Genomic DNA, 21463 nt, shown 5'->3' on the forward strand with positions numbered 1-21463 from the left:
ATGAAACATCTAATTTCACTTATTAATAATTTATTAGACACTAGTCATAATATTGAAAATAATTATATTAAAAATGTAGTATTTGATTTAATTAAAATTATTCATCTGGTTAAAACTGCTAAATCTAACAATTTAAAAAGAATGCTATTTGAATCATTTTGTATTAAAATTAAGATATTGACTGATAAGTATAATCTAAGAGAAAATATATATTTTATAGAATTAAATAAACTACGAAATATTATTACACATGCTGTTATACATTTTGAAATTAATGAAAATGGAATAATTATTGCAAATAATGTTATGAAAAATGAAATTATTCATAATAAATATATTCATGATAAGGATGGTGTAATAAATTATATACAATTTACAATTTATTATATTTTATTACTTTCTAGGGAAATTAATCCTTATATAAAAGATTATAAAAAAGACATAATTTATCCTAATATGCTGGATAAAGAAACAGCAATAGGATTAGAAGTTATAAAAGAATACAATCTTGAAATCAATCAATTACATGATGAGTATATTAAAATTATACATAAAATACATAAAAGTATTGAGCCTAATATGATTGGTCTTGATAAAGAATATATAGAAGACAATTTAAAAGCTGAGATATGGTTTAAAGAAAATAACATATCAAACTATGCAGTTGACTATATGCATACACAAATTTCTTTAGGAATTAATCTAAATACAATAGATAAAGATAAATCTTTATTATATTTACAAGATTCTTTAAATATAATAGAAAAAATAAAAAAAGACTATCCTTTTGTCACATGTTATCTTTTATATATTTTTAATGGCCTATCATCAAATTATTTTTTAAGAAAAAATGGAAATAAGGCTTTAGAATATGCTGAAAAATCAATTAACATACTTGAGTCAGATTTTCATACTTCTATATCAATTTATACGAAAATAATAATAAATTTAACATTCGCAAATGCATTATCTATAAATGAACCAAAAAGAGAAAAAATACAATTAGAAAAATGTATAAAACTTTTGATTCAAGCTAAAGAAAATAAAATAAAAAATTTAGAAGAATATTCATTTAATATATTTACTAATTATTTAAAAGCTGCCAATCAATCTAATTTCAAAATCAATAATGAAATTATTAAATATATAGACTCATTTAAAGAAGAGAAAATAAAACAAGAAAATAAAAAAACAATCTATAATGAGTTATTTATATATTATGCCAAAAATTTAGATTACAATAAAGCTTATCAGATAGTAAATAGTATATTAAAAAGGAAATTATTCAATAATGAACACCAAGAATATTATAATTATGAAAAAAAAATATTAAATCTTGCAATAGATAAGAAGCTAACAATAAAATATGAAAAAGAAATACTTCAACTTTGTATTGATAACAACGTTATATTAAAAGATCAAGTCAATAATTTAATACTTGAAATTTCAAATAATAAAAAACTCCTGGATAATCACAAAAATATTCTAAAGACTAAACTAATAAATTCTAAAAATATTGAACGATACATATAGATTTATTAGATAGGGACGAAATGACCATACAGTAAATTTCTCATTGAAAGATTTACAAATGGATATTTTTACTTATTCGTTTTCTTGTTTTATTTTATATTTTAAATATTCATTACTTATTTTACAAATAATTTAGCTTAGGCAGTTGGGATTGTTTCACATTTTCAAACAAACCATCCATCCAAGCTCGTCTTTTTTGAGGAAGTGATATTTTTAGCGTCTTTATATTAGCATGTTCTGTAATCCAAGATCCTAATGCAAAGCAGTAGGATCTTAAGGTAGAAAGCATCATATTTGAATTGAGCACTTAGTGTTTGAATAGTGCCATAATGTTATATGCCATTATAATAAATCTAAAAGAGGCTTCCGTAGCATAGAAATCTTTCAAGCAGAAGTTGTCAGCACCAAAATCATACTTCAACTCTTTAATCCTATTCTCACAATCTGCTCTTGTGTTGTAGATATTGTATATTTGATCTACTGGTAATTCAATATTTGTAACAAATGCACTATATCTGTACGTAGGTTCATCAAATAAAAGTTTACCACCTGATTTAGGATATTCACTGATAAGTTTACGAACTATGATGTATCGTCTCTCCTTCCCATTGTCTGGTTTGAATCGTAAACTTGCAACTTCAATTCCTTTGGTGATACTCACCCACTTAGTAACTGAACCAATAGTATATTTGATATTTTCATAGAACTTTACTGCTACTATATAGTTTAGATTTCTATTCTCAAAGTATTCTAAAAACTTTTGAGAGTAAAATCCACTATCAGCTCTTACTAATCCAACTTTATGATCTTTTAAACACACATCAAATGTTTCATCAAGGAAGTTGGAGTAGTTATTCAGATCACTTGTATTACCACTACGCATCCATGCATTAGCCACCATCTTTGTTTGTGATATAAATGCTATTAAAGGGTGATGGGAATTCCTCCCTGGTTTCTTTGGATTATATCCTTTTGAAGCGCCTTCTTGATCTCCGTATCTTGTGATAACTGTTGAATCCAAATCAATAGTGATTGAGCCCACATCTATTTGAGAAAGAAATTTTTGCTGTAACTGTGGAAATATTTCACTATTTTTCTCCATATCAAATTTATGAAAAAATCTACTGTAGGTTGATTGTGACGGTAATCTCTTGATATCAAATATTGATTGTAAAGTTGTATCATATCTAATCCAATCTGCATGAATATATCTACTTGCTCCTGTAAATATAGCTAACCAGAATCCTTGAACTATATCTACTGGATTATAAGCTGCATTTGAATAACCTTGAGGTAGATTCACACTTTGTAGATCATCAATCACTCTTGTTTTATCCATAAAATCTTTGAGCAATTTCATACCACCAAATGGAGTTATTTTTTTATCTGAATATTCTATTTTTAGTTGACCCATTTGGTGATCCTTTGAAATAATGTTTGAACTTAGATTTTATAGTATGTTTGTTTAGATTGAAATTTTCCTATTGCATAATCCAGGTTTAATTTATCTTATTAGTAACAATTTACAGTTTTTTTAATTTTGTATTCAATCTTATTTTTTAATGTGTCATAATGGTGTATTTTAATTTGAGGCATCCACCTTTGAATAATATAAAAATTAATTAGTTTCCAATCTTTTTAAATGATTTAGCCATATCAATAATTTCTTGTTCTGTATAATGAAGATATATCATTGTAGTTCTAATATCTTCATGTCCTAACCATTTTGAGATGGATGCATTATCCATTTTGAGTGTATGCTTTAGATAACTTGCAACACTGTGTCTTAGCATATGAACACTTGATTTTTTTGTTACTTCTATTTGAGCAGCTACTAAAGTATTGTGAACTATAGTATTTATATATCTATCATTTACTTGTTTCCCTTTATTAGTTGTAAAGTAAAATCCATCTGGTGATTCAGTTCTAATCTTTTCATATTTAATCATGTGTTTTTTTATATGACTATAAGTGACATACAGTAATCTTTGTTTATTCCCTTTACCAATAATATTGAACTTAACAATATTTTTATCAATAGTTATATCATCTTTTTTTAAATATACTAATTCAGATACTCTGATACCAAGATACATCAATAATTTTAACATTAATATATTCCTCTCTCTTACTTCATCTTTATATTGTACAAGCTCTATTGCATTAAAGAATTTCTGAAAACCATCTTTTGGAGTTAATACAGATAAAACTCTTTTTTCTTTTTGAATACTTTTTGAAATTTTACTTCTTTCTATATCAAATAAGAATACTTCATTTTCTGATTCTTTATCTATATTTGAGTTCTCTATAAATTTTATAAAATTTAGTAATACAGTTAATCTGTTCACTTTACTAGCATAACTTAATTCCCAAATATTCTTAATATTTTTTGGTATATCAACTTTTATAATTTTTCCTGCAGCTAAATCTTTTTTTTGTTTTTCTTCTGTATTAGAAAAATAATTTGCTAATAGTGTAGTTGTTATATTTTTAATTGAGTAAGCTTTTCTCTCAAGCATATAGTGATAAAATGGATATATATTATTATAATACTGTTTGATAGCTTTAAATTTTAAAACCCCTAGCTCATTTACATATTTTCCTATTGCTTCAATATCTTTGCTATTAAGTATAGCTTCTTTGATACTAGTTATCTTTGGTATATTGTCTTCAGTTACAAATCTTCTTGATTGTTCATCACATTTTTGACTTAAGTACTGTGCAATCCAAAAAGCTATATTTTCTTTCCAGTCATCATAAGGTTCAAGTAAAAAAGCTCCATCATCTATAACTGAATTTTCAATTAATTCATATTGATTCTTTTTTGCCATTTCATGTTTTCTTTCCATTTAAGTTTATTGTTGTAAATTTATTTGCTATTTTACCTTGAAAAAACTTAATTTTAAGATACGGAAAATATATCATTTTCCGTATTTAATAAAATGCCCAAAAGTAGCATAAATAGGACTTTTCTATAAAACTTTAATTTAACTTAAAATGATGTTTTTTTGCTAGATTAGTTAATATTTATATGCTCTAAAAACGTTTTTAGATGATAAATTGTATTACTTCAAACTTATCGTGCGTTTTAGAGAGCGTTATTTTCCGTATTTAGAAATTTAACTTATATTTTTACTTGCTATAGTATTTTTCTTATTGGATATAAAAAAACTTTTTTATCTTTTATGTAATTAGTAAACTTTGAAAAAAACAACTCATAGAATTAAAAATCATAAAGTAATTCTTCATTCAGATCAAGGTAGCCAATATAGCTCTTATGAATACCAAACATTTTTAAAGTATCATAATATTATCCCAAGTATGAGCCGTAGAGGTAATTGTTATGATAATGCAGTAGCAGAGAGTTTTTTTAAGACATTAAAAAAAGAGTTAGTTAGAAAAACTATATTTCATACAAGAGCAGAAGCTAGAGATAAAATATTTGAATATATAGAAATGTTTTATAACTCAAAAAGAAGACATAGTTTTTTAGATTTTATAAGTCCAAATGAATTTGAGAAAAGATACAATGATAGTGTTACTCAACCCAAGGTGTTAACTGAATAAAAAAGTGTCTACTAGCTTGGGGTCATTCCACAGCAATCCACTTAACAAGTATAAAAACTTATTCTTTTTAAACTCTTATTCTCCCCCCCCCCTTATATTTTTATACTTAAACCAACGGTTATCTTTATAATATAGAATTATGTTTTATTAGAATAATTCAAATAATTCATTATTATTGTATGAATATCATTTAATAAGTATTTTTTATTTTTTTTTGGATTTTCACTAAATTTAGGGTCTTCTTTTGCATCTGTAACTAAAAACTTAAATGTACTAAGTATTTTATCAACATCTTCATTTTTATTTATTTCTTCTACTGCTTGAATTGAATTATCTATATTTTTCTTTATTTCATCTTCATATACATTATGATATTTATTCAACCTAAGTACTTTCCAATAAGCATATCTTTTAGATATTAAAAATCTATACCTTATATATTGTGAGATTTCATTTTCTTCAAGAATAAGTGGTCTTGCATCAAAAAATATATTTTTATCTTCATAGCTTTGTGTCATATGACTTCCAAAGAAGCTAGATATTAAAGTGGATACTTTCATAACTCTATTGCCATCATTATCAAGATTTTTATTTAATATTATTGAAACTTCATCATTTACAATAAAACTACAAATAATTGAAGACTGTTTATCTTTTCCAAAGTATTTTTTAAAAGATTGAAAAAATTTCTTATATGAACTATTTAAATTATTATTGAATTCTTCATTTACTAATATATCTTTTAAAAAATTCCTAGTAGCCTTAAATCCATCTATTCTAATACATAAATATTTATTTTCAGGAACTTGTACAATAGATAATGATTTATTTTCTATATCTTTAAAATAAGTGTCTAATTCTGTTAATTCATTTTGCAATAACATTTTATTTTCCTCCTTTAGCATTTGGGTTTAATTGTTTACCTCTGTTACCTTGATTTTTAGAATATGTTTTATTTACTCCATTTGTACCTTTATTTGAATTGCTTTGGTTAGCCTTATGATTATTAGCCATATTGTCTCCTTTTTAATTAATTTATTGAAATTGTGTCACAATATAAAGAATTATTCTAGGAAATGAACTGGACAACTTTTTATGTATAGTAAAATTATAAGTATTGAAGAAATCTTTGATTGGTATTTAAAAACATTAGACATAAAATTAGATAGAAAACCTATTCAAAGATATATAAAAAATGGTAATCAAGATGTTGATAAAGATAAAATTGCTTTTGATGATTTGATTAAATATATATTAAAGTCCATAGAACTTAGTGATGATGGAAAAGTACATTTTGGAAATGTATTAGAAAATTTTATTGAAGTTTATAAATGTTTTACTCTATATATGGAGGTACATAATACTTCTCAAAAACAATTAAATTTTTTATTAGCAAAAGATATGATTATTCCTTTTTTTGCTTTATTTAGTTCATATGTATTTGATAAGCATCTTATAATATTAGAGCAAATAAAACCTGATAAAAATAAAAAGTCCTTTCAAAAGTTTTTGGATTGGGCAGGAAGAAATATTTGTCAGCAAAATATAAAACACTATTTAATAAATAAATATACAGAAGAATACTACAAAGGAGATAATACAAATAATATTACTGATATAGGAAGAAGTATAACTAATTGGTTCAGTTTAGAAAATCAAACTACTCCAAAAAATGAACATTTTAATAGATTGGTTAAATATTTAAATGATTGTAATAAGGCTCCTCATCTTAATTTATATAATCTAGCACTTTTTGCAAAATTGTTTCAAGAAATTCATAAAAAATTAGAAGATTTATTTGATGAAAATCAAATTGAGCTACTTATAGAGCACTATTATCTTTTATTAAAATTTTATCAATTTAAATTAGCAACTAATGATATTGAAAAAACTGAATATAGAATTTATAATGAACTATTAAATCATATAAATCCGAATTTAATAAATAGAAACCACTATTTTGATGATTATTTTGTATGGATTGACAAAGCAGTAACTAGGGAATATTTTACTCTTTATAAATTAATTAAAAAAGTATTCAATAAAAATGGTTTGTTTTATTTATTACCGGAATTAGAATGTATGAAATATATTGAAATAAATTTTCCAGTATTGTATTTTAATAAAACAAAAACTCAAAATGAATATGTTAATTTATTTGAAGCAATGGCTTCTAGAAAAAAAGAATTAAATATATATATTAAAAATGAAAGTATAAATTTTCAAGCTGAGATTTTTTTTATACATTTAGATAATAAGAAAGAAAAAGATTACAATGATAAAATAAAATGTGATGAAATATTTAAAAAACTAGAAATTGAATTTAATAAAAATGATTCTAATCCATATATTTGTTTTTTAAAAACAAAATTCTACATTTTTGACAATAATTTAGAAAAAGGATTAGAATATTGTAAAAAATGTGTTAATTTAGGAATTGGAAAATTAGGTGAACATTTTAAAGAAGCTGTATTGATAGGTATTTTATTATCTGCAAAGCTTAACAGCAAAACAAACTATAACTTTTTTAAAAGAATAGCAATTAAATATGATAGTTTATTTTTTGGAAGATTGAAAATTCCTTCATATGGAATAAATGGAAAAATGGTTGATATTTATGAAGATAAAAGAAATTTTGAAAGATTGTCAATAGAATTTGATGATTATTTTTCTAATAAATTTTCTTAAATCAAGAACTATGTTTGATTTATATTAAACATATAATTTAGGTTAGTTCATCAGCTTTAAAGTCCTTATGTAAGTCATTTGTGATTTTAAAGCACCTAAAATAACCTTATAAAAGATAAATTATGAGGTAACATTATGAAAAGAAAAAATTCACTAAAATTAGAGAAAATATTACAGAAGTTGAGTACCAAAAGCTATTAACCTATTTAAATGAGAAAGAGGATTTAACAACTAACACTAAAAACAATCTAAGGCGAACTTTTATTCTACTATATTTTACAGGTATGAGAGTTAATGAAGTAAAACAATTAAAAATTAAAGATATAAATACAATCTATGAAAAAGAAGAACTAATTATAGTTACTCATAAAAGGGTGTAGACCTACAAAGGGATTTTTTTTCCAACAATATTTAAAAATTGCTTAAAGCTAATACTAATGTAAAATCATCAACTTTTTTTCTCTTTATTCTTTTGTAAGAATTTGAATGAGTATATAAAACTTCTTTTTAGTGTAATTTATTCAAATTCAATAATATATTTAATATGCTTTGAATAATATATTAGTTAATTTACATTTTTACGATAGAATTCATTATGGTTTTTATAATGTAAATTAAACATTCATTTAATATACATATTTTTCAAAAAGGAATTTCTAAAATGTTAATAGGATATGCAAGAGTTTCAAAATCAGATAATTCACAAGTTTTAGATTTACAAATTGATGCACTAGTAAATGCTGGAGTAAAAGAAGAAAATATTTATAGTGATAAAATTTCTGGAAGTAAAGATGAAAGACCTGGATTAGAAAATTGTCTAAAAGCTTTAAGACTAGATGATATTTTAGTTGTATATAAACTTGATAGGCTTGGAAGAAATTTGAAACATCTTATTCAAACTGTTGAAGATTTAACAAAAAGAAAAGTAGGATTTAAAGTATTAAGTGGGCAAGGTGTAAATATAGATACTACAACACCAGCTGGTAAAATGATATTTTCTATATTTGGTGCATTAGCTGAATTTGAAAGAGAACTTATTCGAGAAAGAACAATAGCAGGAATTACTGCAGCTCGTGCAAGAGGAAGAATGGGTGGAAGAAAATTTAATCTTACAAAAGCACAAGTAAGACTTGCCGAAGCTAGTATGAAAAATAGAGATACAAGTGTTACTGAACTTTGTAAAGAGTTAAAAATCACAAGAGCAACTTTATACAAATATATTTCTCCAACTGGAGAATTAAGAGATTATGCAAAAAGGGTGCTTGAAAAATAGTTTTAAGAACCCTATAAATTAAGTTATATTTAAAATTATTTGTCAAATTTTTACAAGAAAAATATGTAAAATAATTTCATTAGAGTTTTATAGGTGCTATTTCAAATAAAATAAATATTGATAATATTAGAAAAAATCGGGACTGTTAGAAATTCCGTGTCAATCTGATAAAATAATATCAAGGATCTATAAATTCTACTTCATGAACATTTTTTGGAACAAATTATATCTCTAAATAAAGGTTATAAAGCCAAAATGTGAGATTTTCTAATTTTGCTCCAAAATCTAGGAGATTGTGAACTTAACGTCTCACATTACTGTCTGAATGCATAGGATATGATTGTTAGCTTCATAAGACAAGCCACAACATTTAGCTACATAAAATCTAAAGTTAATATCAAACGCTTTTCATTGGCTATTAATCCTGGTGAACGGTGGACTAAGCCTGCATTTTCATTACCTTCCCAAAGCGTACCTTTGATTAATGCAACATCGCCACAATCCAGTTGTTGGATATCCCTTTTCCTTTGGTAAAGACCAGATTCACTGTCAGGCAAGCCGTTACAACCCCATCCCAGTTTTGTTTGATCAACCAGCTCATGAGGTAGCCATTCTGTAGCCATACCTTGATAGGTTGTCACAAGACGGCAAGGCACTTTATCCACATGAAACTTGGGGCACATCGCTTTATCTAAAACTTTCAAACGCATACCTGCTTGTTTAAGTTCAAACAAATAACAAAACATCTCCACAAGCAGAGCTATATCTTCGCTAACTTCGGTCATATTGTTATCAAAAGATTCGCTAATACGCGAAAGTGCATCTTGTGGTGTTAAGATCATTTCCTTTTGGAATGTAGGATTCAATGCTAAAAATTCTTTTACCAAAAATTGTTTCTGACGTCGCCAAATGGCTATATTGATCTCTGCCTTATAGATATCGCTCAAAACTGTTGGCTGCTTATCCTGAGCCATATGTCGGGACATATTTTCCGCTTGACCCCATTCACCAGCAAGATTGAGATTCTTTTCATTCATCATTATTTTCTCCTTTAATAGTATTAATGTTCATGTTCATCAATCATATTACTAATTTTTTTATACATATCTTTTGCATCTTTATTTGATAGTTTCTTTTCTTCAATGAGTTTTAAAATTTGACTTAATTCCTCAATAAAAGACACAACATCTTTCTTAGCTTCAATAATCTCTTTTTCTTCATTTCCATTCTTAATCTCTTCATTTAATTCATCTAAAAAAGCTTGCGATTCTGGTAGCATCACATTAAATATTATACTTTCTAATTCTACTTTTATATTTTTCACTTATTTCCTTATTTTTAGTTATTTTCATAGCCAAATTTAATTGATTCTTCCTCAATTTTCTTTTTAACAAGTTCCTGATTCCAATTATGTCTTTTGGCAAAATTCTCAATCTCTATCTCTCTTTGTTCCAAAGTACAAAATATAAATATTCTTTTTAAAAATGGTTGAGGAATTTGTATTGCAACCATTTGAAAATAGTTTTCTTTACAACTTTTAGAACAAAAAGCTTTACTCATAGGGATTTTTTTTCCACAGTAAGGACAATTTGACATTATTTTTCCTTTATTTAAAATAGATGTCCTAGTTCTTCTTTTTTTGTTTTTAAATAGTTTTCATTAAACTTATTTGTTTTTGTAATTGCTGGTATTCTTTCAACTATTTCAATACCACATTTTTCAAAAAAACTAATTTTTTTAGGATTATTGGTAATTAATCTCATTTTTGTTATGCCTAAGTCATCTAATATATAAGCAACTGCACTATAATCTCTTTCATCTTCTTTAAATCCTAGTTTTAAGTTTGCCTCAACAGTATTAAACCCTTGGTCTTGAAGATTATAAGCATTGACTTTATTTACTAAACCTATATTTCTTCCCTCTTGTCTATGATAAATAATTAATCCACCTTCTTTAGAAATAAGTTCTAAAGCTAAATTTAACTGGTTGTTACAATCACATTTTAAACTTCCAATAGTATCTCCTGTTAAACATTCACTATGAACTCTAACAAGTGGTGCTTCAATATCTTTAAAGTCTTTACTCATAATTGCAAGGTGTTCTTGGCAACCATCTTTATAAGCTTTTATTAAAAACTTTCCATATTTTGAAGGAAGATTTGCTACATTAGAAGAAACAATTGTTCTTTGATTTTCTTTTTGTAAATATGATCTATAAAAACAAGATTTAGCACCTGTATGACAAGCTGTGTTGCCAACTTGTTCTACAATTACTAAAAGTGTATCTTCATCACAATCAACTCTTAAATCAATTAATTTTTGAATATGACCACTCTCTTCACCTTTTTTCCAGATTCTGTTTTTACTTCTTGAGAAATAGTGAACAATTTTTGTTTCAATAGTTAAATTAAAAGCCTCTTTGTTCATATAACCTAACATTAATATCTCATTTGTTCCATTCTCTTGGACAATAACTGGAACTAATCCATTGGATTTTTTAAAATCAATATTCATAATTTACTCTTTTTTATTTTTTATAATTTAATTGTATTTTTGGAATCTTAGCAAAGAAGAATTAAATGCAACTTAGTTGCATTTAAAAACTCTTTAGTTACAATGCCTCAAATAAAAAAGGAAAATTTAGTATGGAAGAATTTATTATTAACTCTGCTTTAGATATGCATCTTCATTTAAGAGATGATGATATGTTAAAACTTGTAGCACCCTTAACTTCAAAAAGTTTTGTAGGTGCACTTATTATGCCAAATCTTCTTCCTCCAATTACTACAAAAGAGGCTTTATTATCTTACAAACAAAGAATAAAAGAGGCTTGTAAAGAAGATATTTTTACTCCTTATGTAACAATATTTTTTCAAGTGGATTATTCATACTCATTTTTAAAAGATATAAAAGATGAGATAATTGCTGTAAAACTTTATCCTTTTGGAGTTACAACAAATTCCCAAACTGGTGTATCTTCAATGGATGTTGAAGTTTTAAGACCAACTCTTGAATCAATGAGTAAATTAGGTATTCCTTTATGTGTTCATGGGGAAACAAAAGGTTTTGTAATGGATAGGGAAAAAGAATTTTTACCTATTTATGAATCTTTAGCTATAAATTTTCCAAATCTTAAAATAATTATGGAGCATATTTCAACAAAAGAGGCTATTACTTTACTTGACAAATATGATAATTTATATGCAACAGTTACTATTCATCATTTACTTTTAACCCTTGATGATGTGGCAGGTGGAATGTTAAATCCCCATAATTTTTGCAAACCAATTGTTAAAAGATATGAAGATAGAGATGCTTTACAAAAAATTGTATTAGAAGCTCATCCTAAAATTATGTTTGGTTCAGATTCCGCTCCACATCAAAAAGAAAATAAAGAGTGTCATCATGGAGCAGCTGGAGTATTTAACTCTCCAATTGTTTTACAACTATTAACTGAATTATTTGAAAAAAATGGGAAATTAGACAACTTAAATACATTTGTAAGTTTAAATGCACAAAGGATTTATAATCTTAAACCTATTAATAAACCTATTACATTAATTAAAAAAGATTTTATAGTTCCTAATGTTTACTCTTTTAAAAATGAAGAAGTTGTTCCAATGTTTGCGGGTGAAACTTTACTTTGGAGTCTTGAGTGATTATAAGAAAGAAGTTTAAATTTGAAGGCGCACACATAGTAAGAAACTGTTCAACAAAAAGATGTAAAACATCAATTCATGGACATTCATATAAAGTTGAAGTTTTTTTCACTTCTAATAAATTAGATAATGGATTTATGATTTTAGATTTTGGATTGACAAAAAAACATATTAAAAATATTATAGATTCATTTGATCATGCTTACTCTTTATGGGTAGAAGAATCAAATGAATTTAAGGAGTTTTTCAAAACAAATTCACAGCGTTGGATAGAAATGCCAGTATCACCAAGTGCAGAAGCATATAGTTTAATGTTTCTGAAATTTATTGATCATATCTTAAAAAATACAATATTTTCTAATGGAGAAGGAAATATTCAAGTAACATCTGTACGAGTACATGAAACAAAAACAGGCTATGCAGAAGCTTTTAGAGAAGATATGGATTTAATAGAATTAGATATAAGAAAAGTTGTCTTTTCAGATGAAGTTATTAACGAATGGAAAAATAAAGACGAATTACTAAAAATATTATCTATAGAAAAATAATTTTTATTTAAAATAATAAAGGAAAAAATAATGATAAAAAACCCAAAAGATATATTAGAACAATGGATGCAAGAAGTAAATGAAGGTGATGTTGAAAAACTACTTAGTTTATATGATAATCAAGCGGTGTTGATTCCAACATTTTCAAATAGATTGTTAAATACTCCAGAAAAATTAAGGAATTATTTTGAAAAACTTGGAAATCGTGAAGATCTTAGTATTGCACTTCATGAAAAAACATTAATAACCCAAGAATTAGGAAATCAAATTTTTTCATTAAGTGGTATTTATAATTGGCGTTTTGCAGTGGATGGAGAATTACTAAATTTTGAAGCTAGATTTAGTTATCTAATTGACCTTTCAAAACCAAATCCAATTTTACATCATCATTCATCACAAATTCCTAGAATGTTATAGTTGATATTTATTAAAAAATAAGAAGTAGAAAAATCATCTACTTCTTTTAGAAAAAATTAAAGTCAATAAGAAAATTAAAAGTAAAACTATAACTATCGTTGCACCACTAGGAATTGAAACATAAAAAGAGAAAACTAAACCTATTACTACTCCAATAATTGCAAAAAGTGTTGATAAAATCCAAGTTATTCTAAATCCTTGTCTTAAACAAATGGCACTTACAACAGGAATAATCATAATTGCTCCAATAAGTAAAGCACCAATTATTTTAATAGAAATTGCAACTAAAGTCCCAATTAATGCTGTAAATAATAGATTTATCAATCTTACATTTATACCACTTGAAATTGCTAACTCTTCATTAAAAGATATTAAAAGAAGTTTTTGATAATAAACAAGCATAAATAAAATAGTTAATATAAAAAATAAACTAATGATAAAAATATCTTCACTTGTAACAGCAACTATTGAGCCAAACAGATAATCAAATAAAGAGCTATTAAATGAATTTGATAAAGAGACGATTATTACTGACATTGCCAAGGCTGAAGATAAAAATATTGATAACATAGAATCTGAATACAATTTTTTATAACTTCGAAGATACTCAATCATAATAGAGGCAATTATAGAAATTATAATAGCAGTAAGTATAGTTGAAACTTGAAATAAAAAACCAATTGCAACACCTAATAAAGATATATGTGCAAGGGCATCTGATAACATTGCATATCTTTTTACAACAACAAATAAACTAAGAGTTGATGTCAAAATAGCTATTAAAACACCTGCAATAAAAGCATTAATCATAAATTCATATTGAAAAATTTCCATTATTTTAAAACTCCATTTATATAAAATGTTCTGGTGATATATTTTTCTATCATTCCTAAATGATGGGTTATAAATATAATAGTTGTTTTATTTTCTTTATTAATTTTATTAATATTTTCAATAAATTTTGTTTGAGAAATATTATCAAGTCCAATATCAGGCTCATCAAGAATTAGAATTTTTGGTTTGTTTACCAAAGCTCTTACAATTAAAACCCTCTGCTTTTGTCCCCCTGAAAGTTCTACAAAAAGTTTTGATTTTAAATCCAAAATTTCAAAACTTTTCATTAAAAAATTTAGGTAATTGTTTTCTTCATGGGAAATTCTTTTAAAAAAAAATGTTTTATTTACAAAAGCAGTTTTTATTATCTCTTCAACAGTCGCGGGAAAAACTCCATCTACTGTTGTGGCATTTTGTGGAACATAACCAATTTTACTTTTTATATCTTCATAAAATTTGATTTGTCCACTAGTTGGTTTTAGTATGTTTAAAAGTAATTTTATAAAAGTACTTTTTCCACCTCCATTTGGACCAATAATTGCGATGAAATTGCCTTCATAAATTTCCAATGAAATGTTTGTTAAAACATTTTCAAAGTTTAGATTACAAACTTCTATGATTTTTTTATTCATTTGTTATTTACAATCCATTGCAAATTTTAATTTTTCTAAATTTTCTTCCATTATTTGAAGGTAACCATAACCTCTTTTATTCTCTTCTTTTGAGATATTTTCACCAGGTCTTAATGTATCTATTTTTACATTTGCTGCTTTTGCAATTGTTTGTGCAACCTTCGGGCTTGCAAACTCTTCAAAAAATACAGTGTTTATTTTTTCATTTTTAACTAGATTTATTAGTTCACTTATTTGTTTTGCAGATGGTTTATCCTCAGGTGACATACCTGAAATACTATATTGTTTTACACCATAATCATCTGCAAAATAACCAAAAGCATCATGGTTTACTAATATTTTTTTGTTTGTACAAGTAGCCATACTTAAATCATATTTCTCTTTTAATGCCTTAACTTTTGTAAGATAATTATTTGAATTTTGTATATAAAAATCTTTGTTTGTACTATCTTTTTCTATAAAAAGTTTTGTGATTGTTTCAGTCATTAAAATATAGTTATTTAGACTAACCCAATAATGTGGATCCATTCCATCATGCTCGTGTTCATGTTCATGCTTATTTCCTTTTTTATCTTTTTCATCTTCTTCATCTTCATGATGTTTATCATTATCTTCTTGAAGAGTTCTAAGTTTTACATGTTCACTCATATCAAAAACTTTTTGTTCAATCTTTAATGATTTTACAATTTTATCTTTCCAAGGTTCCATAGAATCACTACTTGTAATAAATATATCACTTTTTGAAAGTTTTGCCATATCAGCTGGTGTTGGATCAAATCCATGTGCTTCAACACCAAAAGGTATTAAGTTTTGCAATTTAATTTTATCTCCACCAATCTCTTTTGCAATACTATATAGTGGGTAGATTGTAGTTGTAACTGTCATATTTGAAAAAGCAGTTGTGCTAGCTAATAAAAATGCTGAAACTAGAGTTTTTTTAATCATTTATAATCCTTTAATATTAATGCAACTTAGTTGCACTATGAAATAATACATTAATTTAATTAAATTGCGACTTAGTTGCAAATTTATTTTAAAGCTTATAAAATACAGATATTTATATTCTAATTTATACAATTTTTCATAATTTAAAGGTTCATAATGCCACTTATAAAGATTTTAACATCTATCCAAAAAAAAGAGTTTGAAGAACCTCCAATTCTTAATCAAGAGTTAAAAAATGAAATTTTTAAACTACCAATAGAATTAGAACAACAAGTTTTTTCTTTTAATAACACTAGCAATCAAATTCATTTTATATTGATGTTTGGGTATTTTAAAATAACACATCGATTTTTTGATTCAAATTTATACTATGGTGAAGATATAAAATATACAATTTCTAAATATAAATTTGATGACAATTTATATTCATCTGTTATTGCTCACAGTTCATTAGCTACATATAAAAATACAATAAAAAAACATTTTTCTTGTGTTAAATTTACTTCAAATATATATGAAATTCTTCAGAAAGAATCAGATTTATTGGTAAAAAAGCTGTTAAAAACACAAGATATTTTTTATTTATTAGTAGAAAAATCAATGGAATTAAGAATTGAAGTTCCTAGCTATACTCAAATAACAACTATCATTTCATCCTCAATAAATGCACAAAATACCTTAGTTTATAAGAAAATCAAAAAATATGAAAACCATGAAGCTTTAAAAAGTCTTGATTATCTTTTAAAAGAAGATATTACAAATCCGACCAAATATGTTCTTGGTAAATATAAAAGAATTTTACACTCTGTAAATGCTGCTAAAGTTAGACAATCTAATATTGATTTTAGATATTTAAATGATTTATCAAAACAACTTGAACCTATTTTAAAAGAACTCTCATTAGATGATAACACTATTATTCATTATGCAAAATGGGTTGAAAAATCTGATATGCATCAAATTAGTAGAAAAGTGAAGCATAAACAATATTTTGATTTGATATGTTTTGTGATACATCAAGTAAAAATAAGAAGTGACTATTTGATTGATATTTTTGTACAAGTGATGCAATCAATAAAACAAACCACATTAAGAGAACATCAAACTATATATTATGACCAAAAACATAGTAGAACAAAGAATTTTAAGGACTTAACACAATTTTTACAAACAGAAATTATTCCAAATATATTAAATTTAGAATCAATTATTAAAAATGATTTCTCAAGTGATGATAAAATTTTATTTATAGAAAATATAATTGAAGAATTAACAAAAAATGAAGAATTTCAAAAAATAAAATCTATTGATTTTAACTCATTAAATGAAGAAACTTCTTATTATGATATGCTAGAGAATAATTCTTCTAAACTACAAATAAGAATAGCTAAAATTATCCAAAATGTTGATTTTGATACAAACAATTCACAAAAATCTTTTATAAAAGCAATAGAGCATTATAAAAATAACAATGGTAAATTAACTTCAACAACACCAAAAGATTTTTTAGAGAAAAATATTCAAAGTTTACTATTTCAAAAAGATGAAAACAATACAAAATATTTTAGAAATTCATTATATAAAATACTCTTTTTTATTGAAATTTCACAAGCGATAAAATCAGGAAAATTAAACCTTCTAAATTCTTATAGATATAGAGCATTTGAATCTTATTTATTGGATATTAATAAATTCAAAAAAGAAAAAATGGATTTATTGGAACAATACAATCTTTTACATTTTACTAATTGCAAAAAAACTATTACTTATTTAAAAGAGCAACTAAATTCATCTTTTAAAGATGTTAATGAAAAGATTTCAAAAGAATTAAATCTATATTTTCATTTAAAAGGTGAAAATAGTTTTACAATAACTACACCAAAAGTTGAAAAAGATATATCATTAGACCCATTAACAAAATGGCTTCCAAAAGATAAATTTATTCCATTAATATCAATTTTGGAAGAGATTAATAGCTATATTAGTTTTACAAAAGTATTTACACATTACTCTTTAGGAAGAAATAGAAGTAACATAAAAATAGAAGCATTATTTGCATCTATTATTGGTTATGGTTGTAATATCAATATTTCAAGAATGGCAAAGATTTCAAAAGGTATTTCAGAACACGATATTGAACATGCAAGTAATTGGTATTTATCAAATGAAAATTTAATTGAAGCAAATGATAAAATTATAGCTTTTACAGAACAGTTAGATATTGTAAAACTTTTTAAAAAAGATAAAGATAAAAATCATACAGCAAGTGATGGTCAAAAATTTAATATTTCAGTAGATTCTTTAAATGCAGGATATTCATTTAAATATTTTGGATTAGGAAGAGGAGTAAGTAGATATATGTTTATTGATGAATCACATAGACTTTTTTATTCAACAGTAATTAATGCAAATGAAAGAGAAGCTGCTTATGTAATTGATGGATTAATGCATAATGATATTATTCAAAGCGATATTCATTCAACAGACACTTTTGGGTATAGTGAAGTTGTATTTGCACTGACACATCTTTTAGGTTTCTCTTTTGCACCAAGAATTAAAAATTTTAAAGAACAACAACTATATGCATTTGAAGCAAAAAAAGAGTATCACAAATTAGGATATAAAGTTTTACCAATAAAACAAATCAATATAGAACTAATAGAAGAACAATGGGAAAATATTTTAAGATTTGTTCTTACAATAAAAGAAAGAGAAACAACAGCATCACAACTTCTTAAAAGGCTTACTTCCTATCCAAAACAACATAAAACATATTTAGCTTTAAGAGAGTTTGGAAGAATAATAAAAACAAAATTTTTACTTGAATATATTGATGATGTTACTCTTCGCCAACAAATTGAAAAACAATTAAATAAAATAGAAAATGCAAATAAATTTTCAAAAGCAATATTTTTTGGAAATAATGGAGAATACATGTATGCTACAAAAGAAGAACAAGATATAGCAAGTAATTCCCTAAGACTAATTCAAAATGCTATTATTTGTTGGAATTATCTATATTTCTCTGATAAATTAGCAAAAGAAACTGATGAAAATGAAAAATCATTAATAATTCAATCAATTCAAAATGGTTCTATTGTTCATTGGCAACATATTAATTTTTATGGTGAATATGATTTTACAGGAATAGAAACAAATAAAAGAGAATTTGAATTTAATTTAGAGAAAATTATTAAAGTTGAAGATGCTTAAAAGAGATAGAAGAGCCATTTTATAGAGATTTACTTATTATATTAAGCTATTTTTAAATATTGTTGGAAAAAAAATCCCTTTGTAGGTCTATACCCAATTTAAAAAAAAGCAGATTGACTTAACAAAAAATTGCTTAAGATAGGAGCTTAATCTATCATCACTAAATAAAAAAAATTTCATACAAAGGAGAAAGAAATGAGAGGAAGTGTTTACTACCAAAGCTCACAACTAGTAAAACAAATATTTAAAGAAGGAGCAAAAAAAGAAGATAAGATAAATACAAGCCACGAGCATTATCAAATGGTTTCAAGCTATAAAACCATGGAGAGTTATCGCTCTATTTGGAACAACTTTTTTAACTATCTTTTAGAACATTGGAAGGTAAGAGATTTTGAAAAAATTAGTTCAGAACATGTTCAAGCCTATATGGATTATAAGATTGAATACTATCCAAGTAAACAGTACTTAGAAAAAATCTCAGCAGCACTTGGTAAGTTAGAAATTGCATTAAAAAATTTTGCAAAAAACATTCACAAGATAGAAAAATATTATGATTTTTCAATTAGGCAAACTATTTTAAATGAAGCAAGAGATTTAAAACTTGTAGCCAGTAATTATCATAATCGTGCATATAATAATCCAGAACTTTTAATTTCAAATTTAAAAAATCCTATGAACAAACTTGCAGCTAAAATTCAACTTGAAGGTGGAGCTAGAGTAGAGGGAGTTGCTTTAATAAAACCCGAACAACTTAGAGGAAAAAAGATTGATAAAGTTACAAAAACTAAAAAAGGAATCGTTCATACTAAAGAAAAAGGTGGAAAGCAAGGTGAAGTTTTAGTATCGCTTGAAACTTATAAAGAATTAGAAAATTATATATCTATAAAACTAGAAAAGAGAGAAAACTCTTTTTCTCAAAAGAAGCAATCAAACAAATTAAAAAACATTTTGTATTTAATGATAATTCAAAAGATGAAGATTTTATTATAACAACAAAAGGTAATCCATTAAAAACTCCAAATAGTTCAACATTTATTGCAAAGGTAAATAGTTTTATACAAGAAGTTCTAGGAAATAGATATTCTTTTCACTCTTTTAGAGCAGGAATTATTACTGATATGTCAAAATCAATTAATCCTAAATTCATTAAAGAGTTTATAGGTCATAGTGATATAAAAATTACTATGAGGTATATTAGACCTACTCATGAAGATTTGAAGAAGTGTTTGATTAGGTAAAACCAACTTTTTATTTTAAAAGCTTACTTTTTTATTCCATAACCCCTAAAGGTTTATGGAACTTTGCATTTTTTACTTTTTGAACACTTTATGGAACAAGAAATACTAATATAAGTGCTTAGTGTTCTAAAACTAGAAGAACTCGCTCAGCACTGATTTGTTAATACTTCTTTGTATTCACATGTTCTGATTCGTCTATCAATCTCGCGTTCTGCCGCACCAATAGCATAACTTTTATTTCCACCTGTTACACTCGAAACAACTTGTGAATTACAGTTTTCACAAATAAAATCCGTTTTCTTGACATTAGCATATATACTACGGCAAGAGCTGTCATCATAAACTAAGGTAGCATCACAACTTGGGCAATAACACCAAAGTTTAGTTATAGTATTTCCTGCCCAATGCCATCGCCATTTTGCACCGAATAAAAGATCTTCTGTATATGCTTTGAATTCGGGACTTTTTTTTTCTTTGATTATTAAAAAAATGACCACTATCGCAAATAATGTAAATAAAGAAATAATTAACAACACCCATCCCGGTAGGCTATATGAAACAAAGAGAGCTTTCCAACACCAAACTAAGCCAGACCATATCCATGAAAAAAAGATAATTGCATACTCACGTAATTTTGGAATAACTAAAATGATGATGCCAGCAATGGTTGATGCAATTGCTCCATTTCTAATTGTTTTATAAGAACTTTCGATTGTAATTCCTTTTTTGCATTAACGGTTGACTTGAAGGACAAGTGAACTAACGACTTGACACTTTAGTCTTTTAATTTTATCTAATCGAAACTTATAAGCTTGATTTATCAGCAGTTTTCACTTGTTCTTCTTCCAAGGATTTGTTAGACTTTCAAGTCTATTTAAAACATATAAGTTTTTTATTTCTTTATCATTAATTATGAT

General features: G+C 25.4%; 21 protein-coding genes and 1 pseudogene. 10 read left to right on the plus strand and 12 right to left on the minus strand.

Going from position 1 to position 21463, the window contains the following annotated elements:
• Positions 1-1533: a hypothetical protein gene (locus AFAEC_RS12190; protein WP_026806288.1), complete on the plus strand. Its 1533-nt coding sequence runs from the start codon at positions 1-3 to the stop codon at positions 1531-1533.
• 307 nt (positions 1534-1840) lie between these two features.
• Here the strand turns inward: AFAEC_RS12190 and AFAEC_RS11520 are convergent, their stop codons facing one another.
• Together AFAEC_RS11520 and AFAEC_RS11525 are read right to left on the minus strand one after the other, a co-directional pair.
• The gene (locus AFAEC_RS11520) at positions 1841-2947 is read right to left on the minus strand and encodes an IS1380 family transposase (RefSeq protein ID WP_051489031.1); all 1107 of its coding nucleotides are present in this window, start codon (positions 2945-2947) and stop codon (positions 1841-1843) included.
• Between the two features lie 208 nt (positions 2948-3155).
• Positions 3156-4364, minus strand: a complete 1209-nt coding sequence (locus tag AFAEC_RS11525) for a tyrosine-type recombinase/integrase (RefSeq protein WP_162148369.1) — start codon at positions 4362-4364, stop codon at positions 3156-3158.
• A 388-nt stretch (positions 4365-4752) separates the two neighbouring features.
• Here AFAEC_RS11525 and AFAEC_RS11530 point away from each other — a divergent pair.
• A pseudogene (locus AFAEC_RS11530) lies at positions 4753-5100 on the plus strand (alpha-amylase/4-alpha-glucanotransferase domain-containing protein); the annotation flags it as partial.
• A gap of 137 nt (positions 5101-5237) precedes the next feature.
• On the opposite strand, the gene AFAEC_RS11535 reads toward AFAEC_RS11530, so the two are convergent.
• Both AFAEC_RS11535 and AFAEC_RS12330 read right to left on the minus strand, forming a co-directional pair.
• Positions 5238-5984: a tRNA(His) guanylyltransferase Thg1 family protein gene (locus AFAEC_RS11535; protein WP_026806290.1), complete on the minus strand. Its 747-nt coding sequence runs from the start codon at positions 5982-5984 to the stop codon at positions 5238-5240.
• Position 5985: 1 nt separating this feature from the next.
• Positions 5986-6114, minus strand: a complete 129-nt coding sequence (locus AFAEC_RS12330; RefSeq protein ID WP_257119354.1) for a hypothetical protein — start codon at positions 6112-6114, stop codon at positions 5986-5988.
• A gap of 81 nt (positions 6115-6195) precedes the next feature.
• Here AFAEC_RS12330 and AFAEC_RS11540 point away from each other — a divergent pair, with 81 nt between their 5' ends.
• Together AFAEC_RS11540 and AFAEC_RS11550 are read left to right on the plus strand one after the other, a co-directional pair.
• Entirely contained in the window at positions 6196-7788 is a 1593-nt protein-coding gene (locus AFAEC_RS11540; protein WP_026806291.1) for a hypothetical protein, read from the plus strand.
• Between the two features lie 661 nt (positions 7789-8449).
• Positions 8450-9061, plus strand: coding sequence for a recombinase family protein (locus tag AFAEC_RS11550; protein WP_026806292.1), 612 nt, complete (start codon positions 8450-8452; stop codon positions 9059-9061).
• 374 nt (positions 9062-9435) lie between these two features.
• Here the strand turns inward: AFAEC_RS11550 and AFAEC_RS11555 are convergent, their stop codons facing one another.
• Genes AFAEC_RS11555 through ribA form a run of 4 tightly spaced genes read right to left on the minus strand, consistent with a single transcriptional unit; the run spans position 9436 to position 11574 of the window.
• Positions 9436-10101, minus strand: a complete 666-nt coding sequence (locus tag AFAEC_RS11555; RefSeq protein ID WP_081754532.1) for a DUF1826 domain-containing protein — start codon at positions 10099-10101, stop codon at positions 9436-9438.
• 20 nt (positions 10102-10121) lie between these two features.
• On the minus strand, positions 10122-10340 hold the full coding sequence (locus tag AFAEC_RS11560; protein ID WP_172658667.1) for a hypothetical protein: 219 nt from the start codon (positions 10338-10340) through the stop codon (positions 10122-10124).
• Positions 10341-10399: 59 nt separating this feature from the next.
• The gene (locus tag AFAEC_RS11565) at positions 10400-10657 is read right to left on the minus strand and encodes a DUF2116 family Zn-ribbon domain-containing protein (protein WP_026806295.1); all 258 of its coding nucleotides are present in this window, start codon (positions 10655-10657) and stop codon (positions 10400-10402) included.
• 14 nt (positions 10658-10671) lie between these two features.
• Positions 10672-11574 carry a GTP cyclohydrolase II gene (gene ribA, locus AFAEC_RS12465; RefSeq protein ID WP_081754533.1) on the minus strand — a complete coding sequence of 301 codons (903 nt, stop codon included), beginning with the start codon at positions 11572-11574 and terminating at the stop codon, positions 10672-10674.
• Positions 11575-11705: 131 nt separating this feature from the next.
• Between ribA and pyrC the strand changes: the two genes are divergently transcribed.
• The 3 genes from pyrC to AFAEC_RS11585 are packed head-to-tail and all read left to right on the plus strand — an operon-like array spanning position 11706 to position 13684.
• The gene (pyrC, locus tag AFAEC_RS11575) at positions 11706-12719 is read left to right on the plus strand and encodes a dihydroorotase (protein ID WP_026806297.1); all 1014 of its coding nucleotides are present in this window, start codon (positions 11706-11708) and stop codon (positions 12717-12719) included.
• Positions 12716-13267, plus strand: a complete 552-nt coding sequence (locus AFAEC_RS11580; RefSeq protein WP_026806298.1) for a 6-pyruvoyl trahydropterin synthase family protein — start codon at positions 12716-12718, stop codon at positions 13265-13267. The genes pyrC and AFAEC_RS11580 overlap by 4 nt, the downstream gene beginning before the upstream one ends.
• A 30-nt stretch (positions 13268-13297) precedes the next feature.
• Positions 13298-13684, plus strand: coding sequence for a nuclear transport factor 2 family protein (locus AFAEC_RS11585; protein ID WP_026806299.1), 387 nt, complete (start codon positions 13298-13300; stop codon positions 13682-13684).
• A gap of 33 nt (positions 13685-13717) precedes the next feature.
• Here the strand turns inward: AFAEC_RS11585 and AFAEC_RS11590 are convergent, their stop codons facing one another.
• Genes AFAEC_RS11590 through AFAEC_RS11600 form a run of 3 tightly spaced genes read right to left on the minus strand, consistent with a single transcriptional unit; the run spans position 13718 to position 16095 of the window.
• On the minus strand, positions 13718-14518 hold the full coding sequence (locus tag AFAEC_RS11590; protein ID WP_051489033.1) for a metal ABC transporter permease: 801 nt from the start codon (positions 14516-14518) through the stop codon (positions 13718-13720).
• Complete coding sequence (locus AFAEC_RS11595; RefSeq protein ID WP_034216634.1) at positions 14518-15150, minus strand: metal ABC transporter ATP-binding protein; 633 nt, start codon at positions 15148-15150, stop codon at positions 14518-14520. Before AFAEC_RS11595 ends, AFAEC_RS11590 begins: the two co-directional genes overlap by 1 nt.
• Positions 15151-15153: 3 nt before the next feature.
• Positions 15154-16095 carry a metal ABC transporter solute-binding protein, Zn/Mn family gene (locus AFAEC_RS11600; protein WP_026806301.1) on the minus strand — a complete coding sequence of 314 codons (942 nt, stop codon included), beginning with the start codon at positions 16093-16095 and terminating at the stop codon, positions 15154-15156.
• Between the two features lie 156 nt (positions 16096-16251).
• Between AFAEC_RS11600 and AFAEC_RS11605 the strand changes: the two genes are divergently transcribed.
• From AFAEC_RS11605 to AFAEC_RS12470, 3 genes are all read left to right on the plus strand, one after another.
• Positions 16252-19308 carry a Tn3 family transposase gene (locus AFAEC_RS11605; protein WP_051489034.1) on the plus strand — a complete coding sequence of 1019 codons (3057 nt, stop codon included), beginning with the start codon at positions 16252-16254 and terminating at the stop codon, positions 19306-19308.
• A 195-nt stretch (positions 19309-19503) separates the two neighbouring features.
• Positions 19504-20298, plus strand: coding sequence for a hypothetical protein (locus tag AFAEC_RS12250; RefSeq protein ID WP_051489035.1), 795 nt, complete (start codon positions 19504-19506; stop codon positions 20296-20298).
• On the plus strand, positions 20244-20546 hold the full coding sequence (locus AFAEC_RS12470; protein WP_371317635.1) for a tyrosine-type recombinase/integrase: 303 nt from the start codon (positions 20244-20246) through the stop codon (positions 20544-20546). The genes AFAEC_RS12250 and AFAEC_RS12470 overlap by 55 nt, the downstream gene beginning before the upstream one ends.
• A gap of 146 nt (positions 20547-20692) precedes the next feature.
• Here the strand turns inward: AFAEC_RS12470 and AFAEC_RS11615 are convergent, their stop codons facing one another.
• The gene (locus AFAEC_RS11615) at positions 20693-21082 is read right to left on the minus strand and encodes a hypothetical protein (protein ID WP_026806302.1); all 390 of its coding nucleotides are present in this window, start codon (positions 21080-21082) and stop codon (positions 20693-20695) included.
• Positions 21083-21463: the final 381 nt, after the last annotated feature.

This window comes from Aliarcobacter faecis (assembly GCF_013201705.1).
Lineage (GTDB): Bacteria > Campylobacterota > Campylobacteria > Campylobacterales > Arcobacteraceae > Aliarcobacter > Aliarcobacter faecis.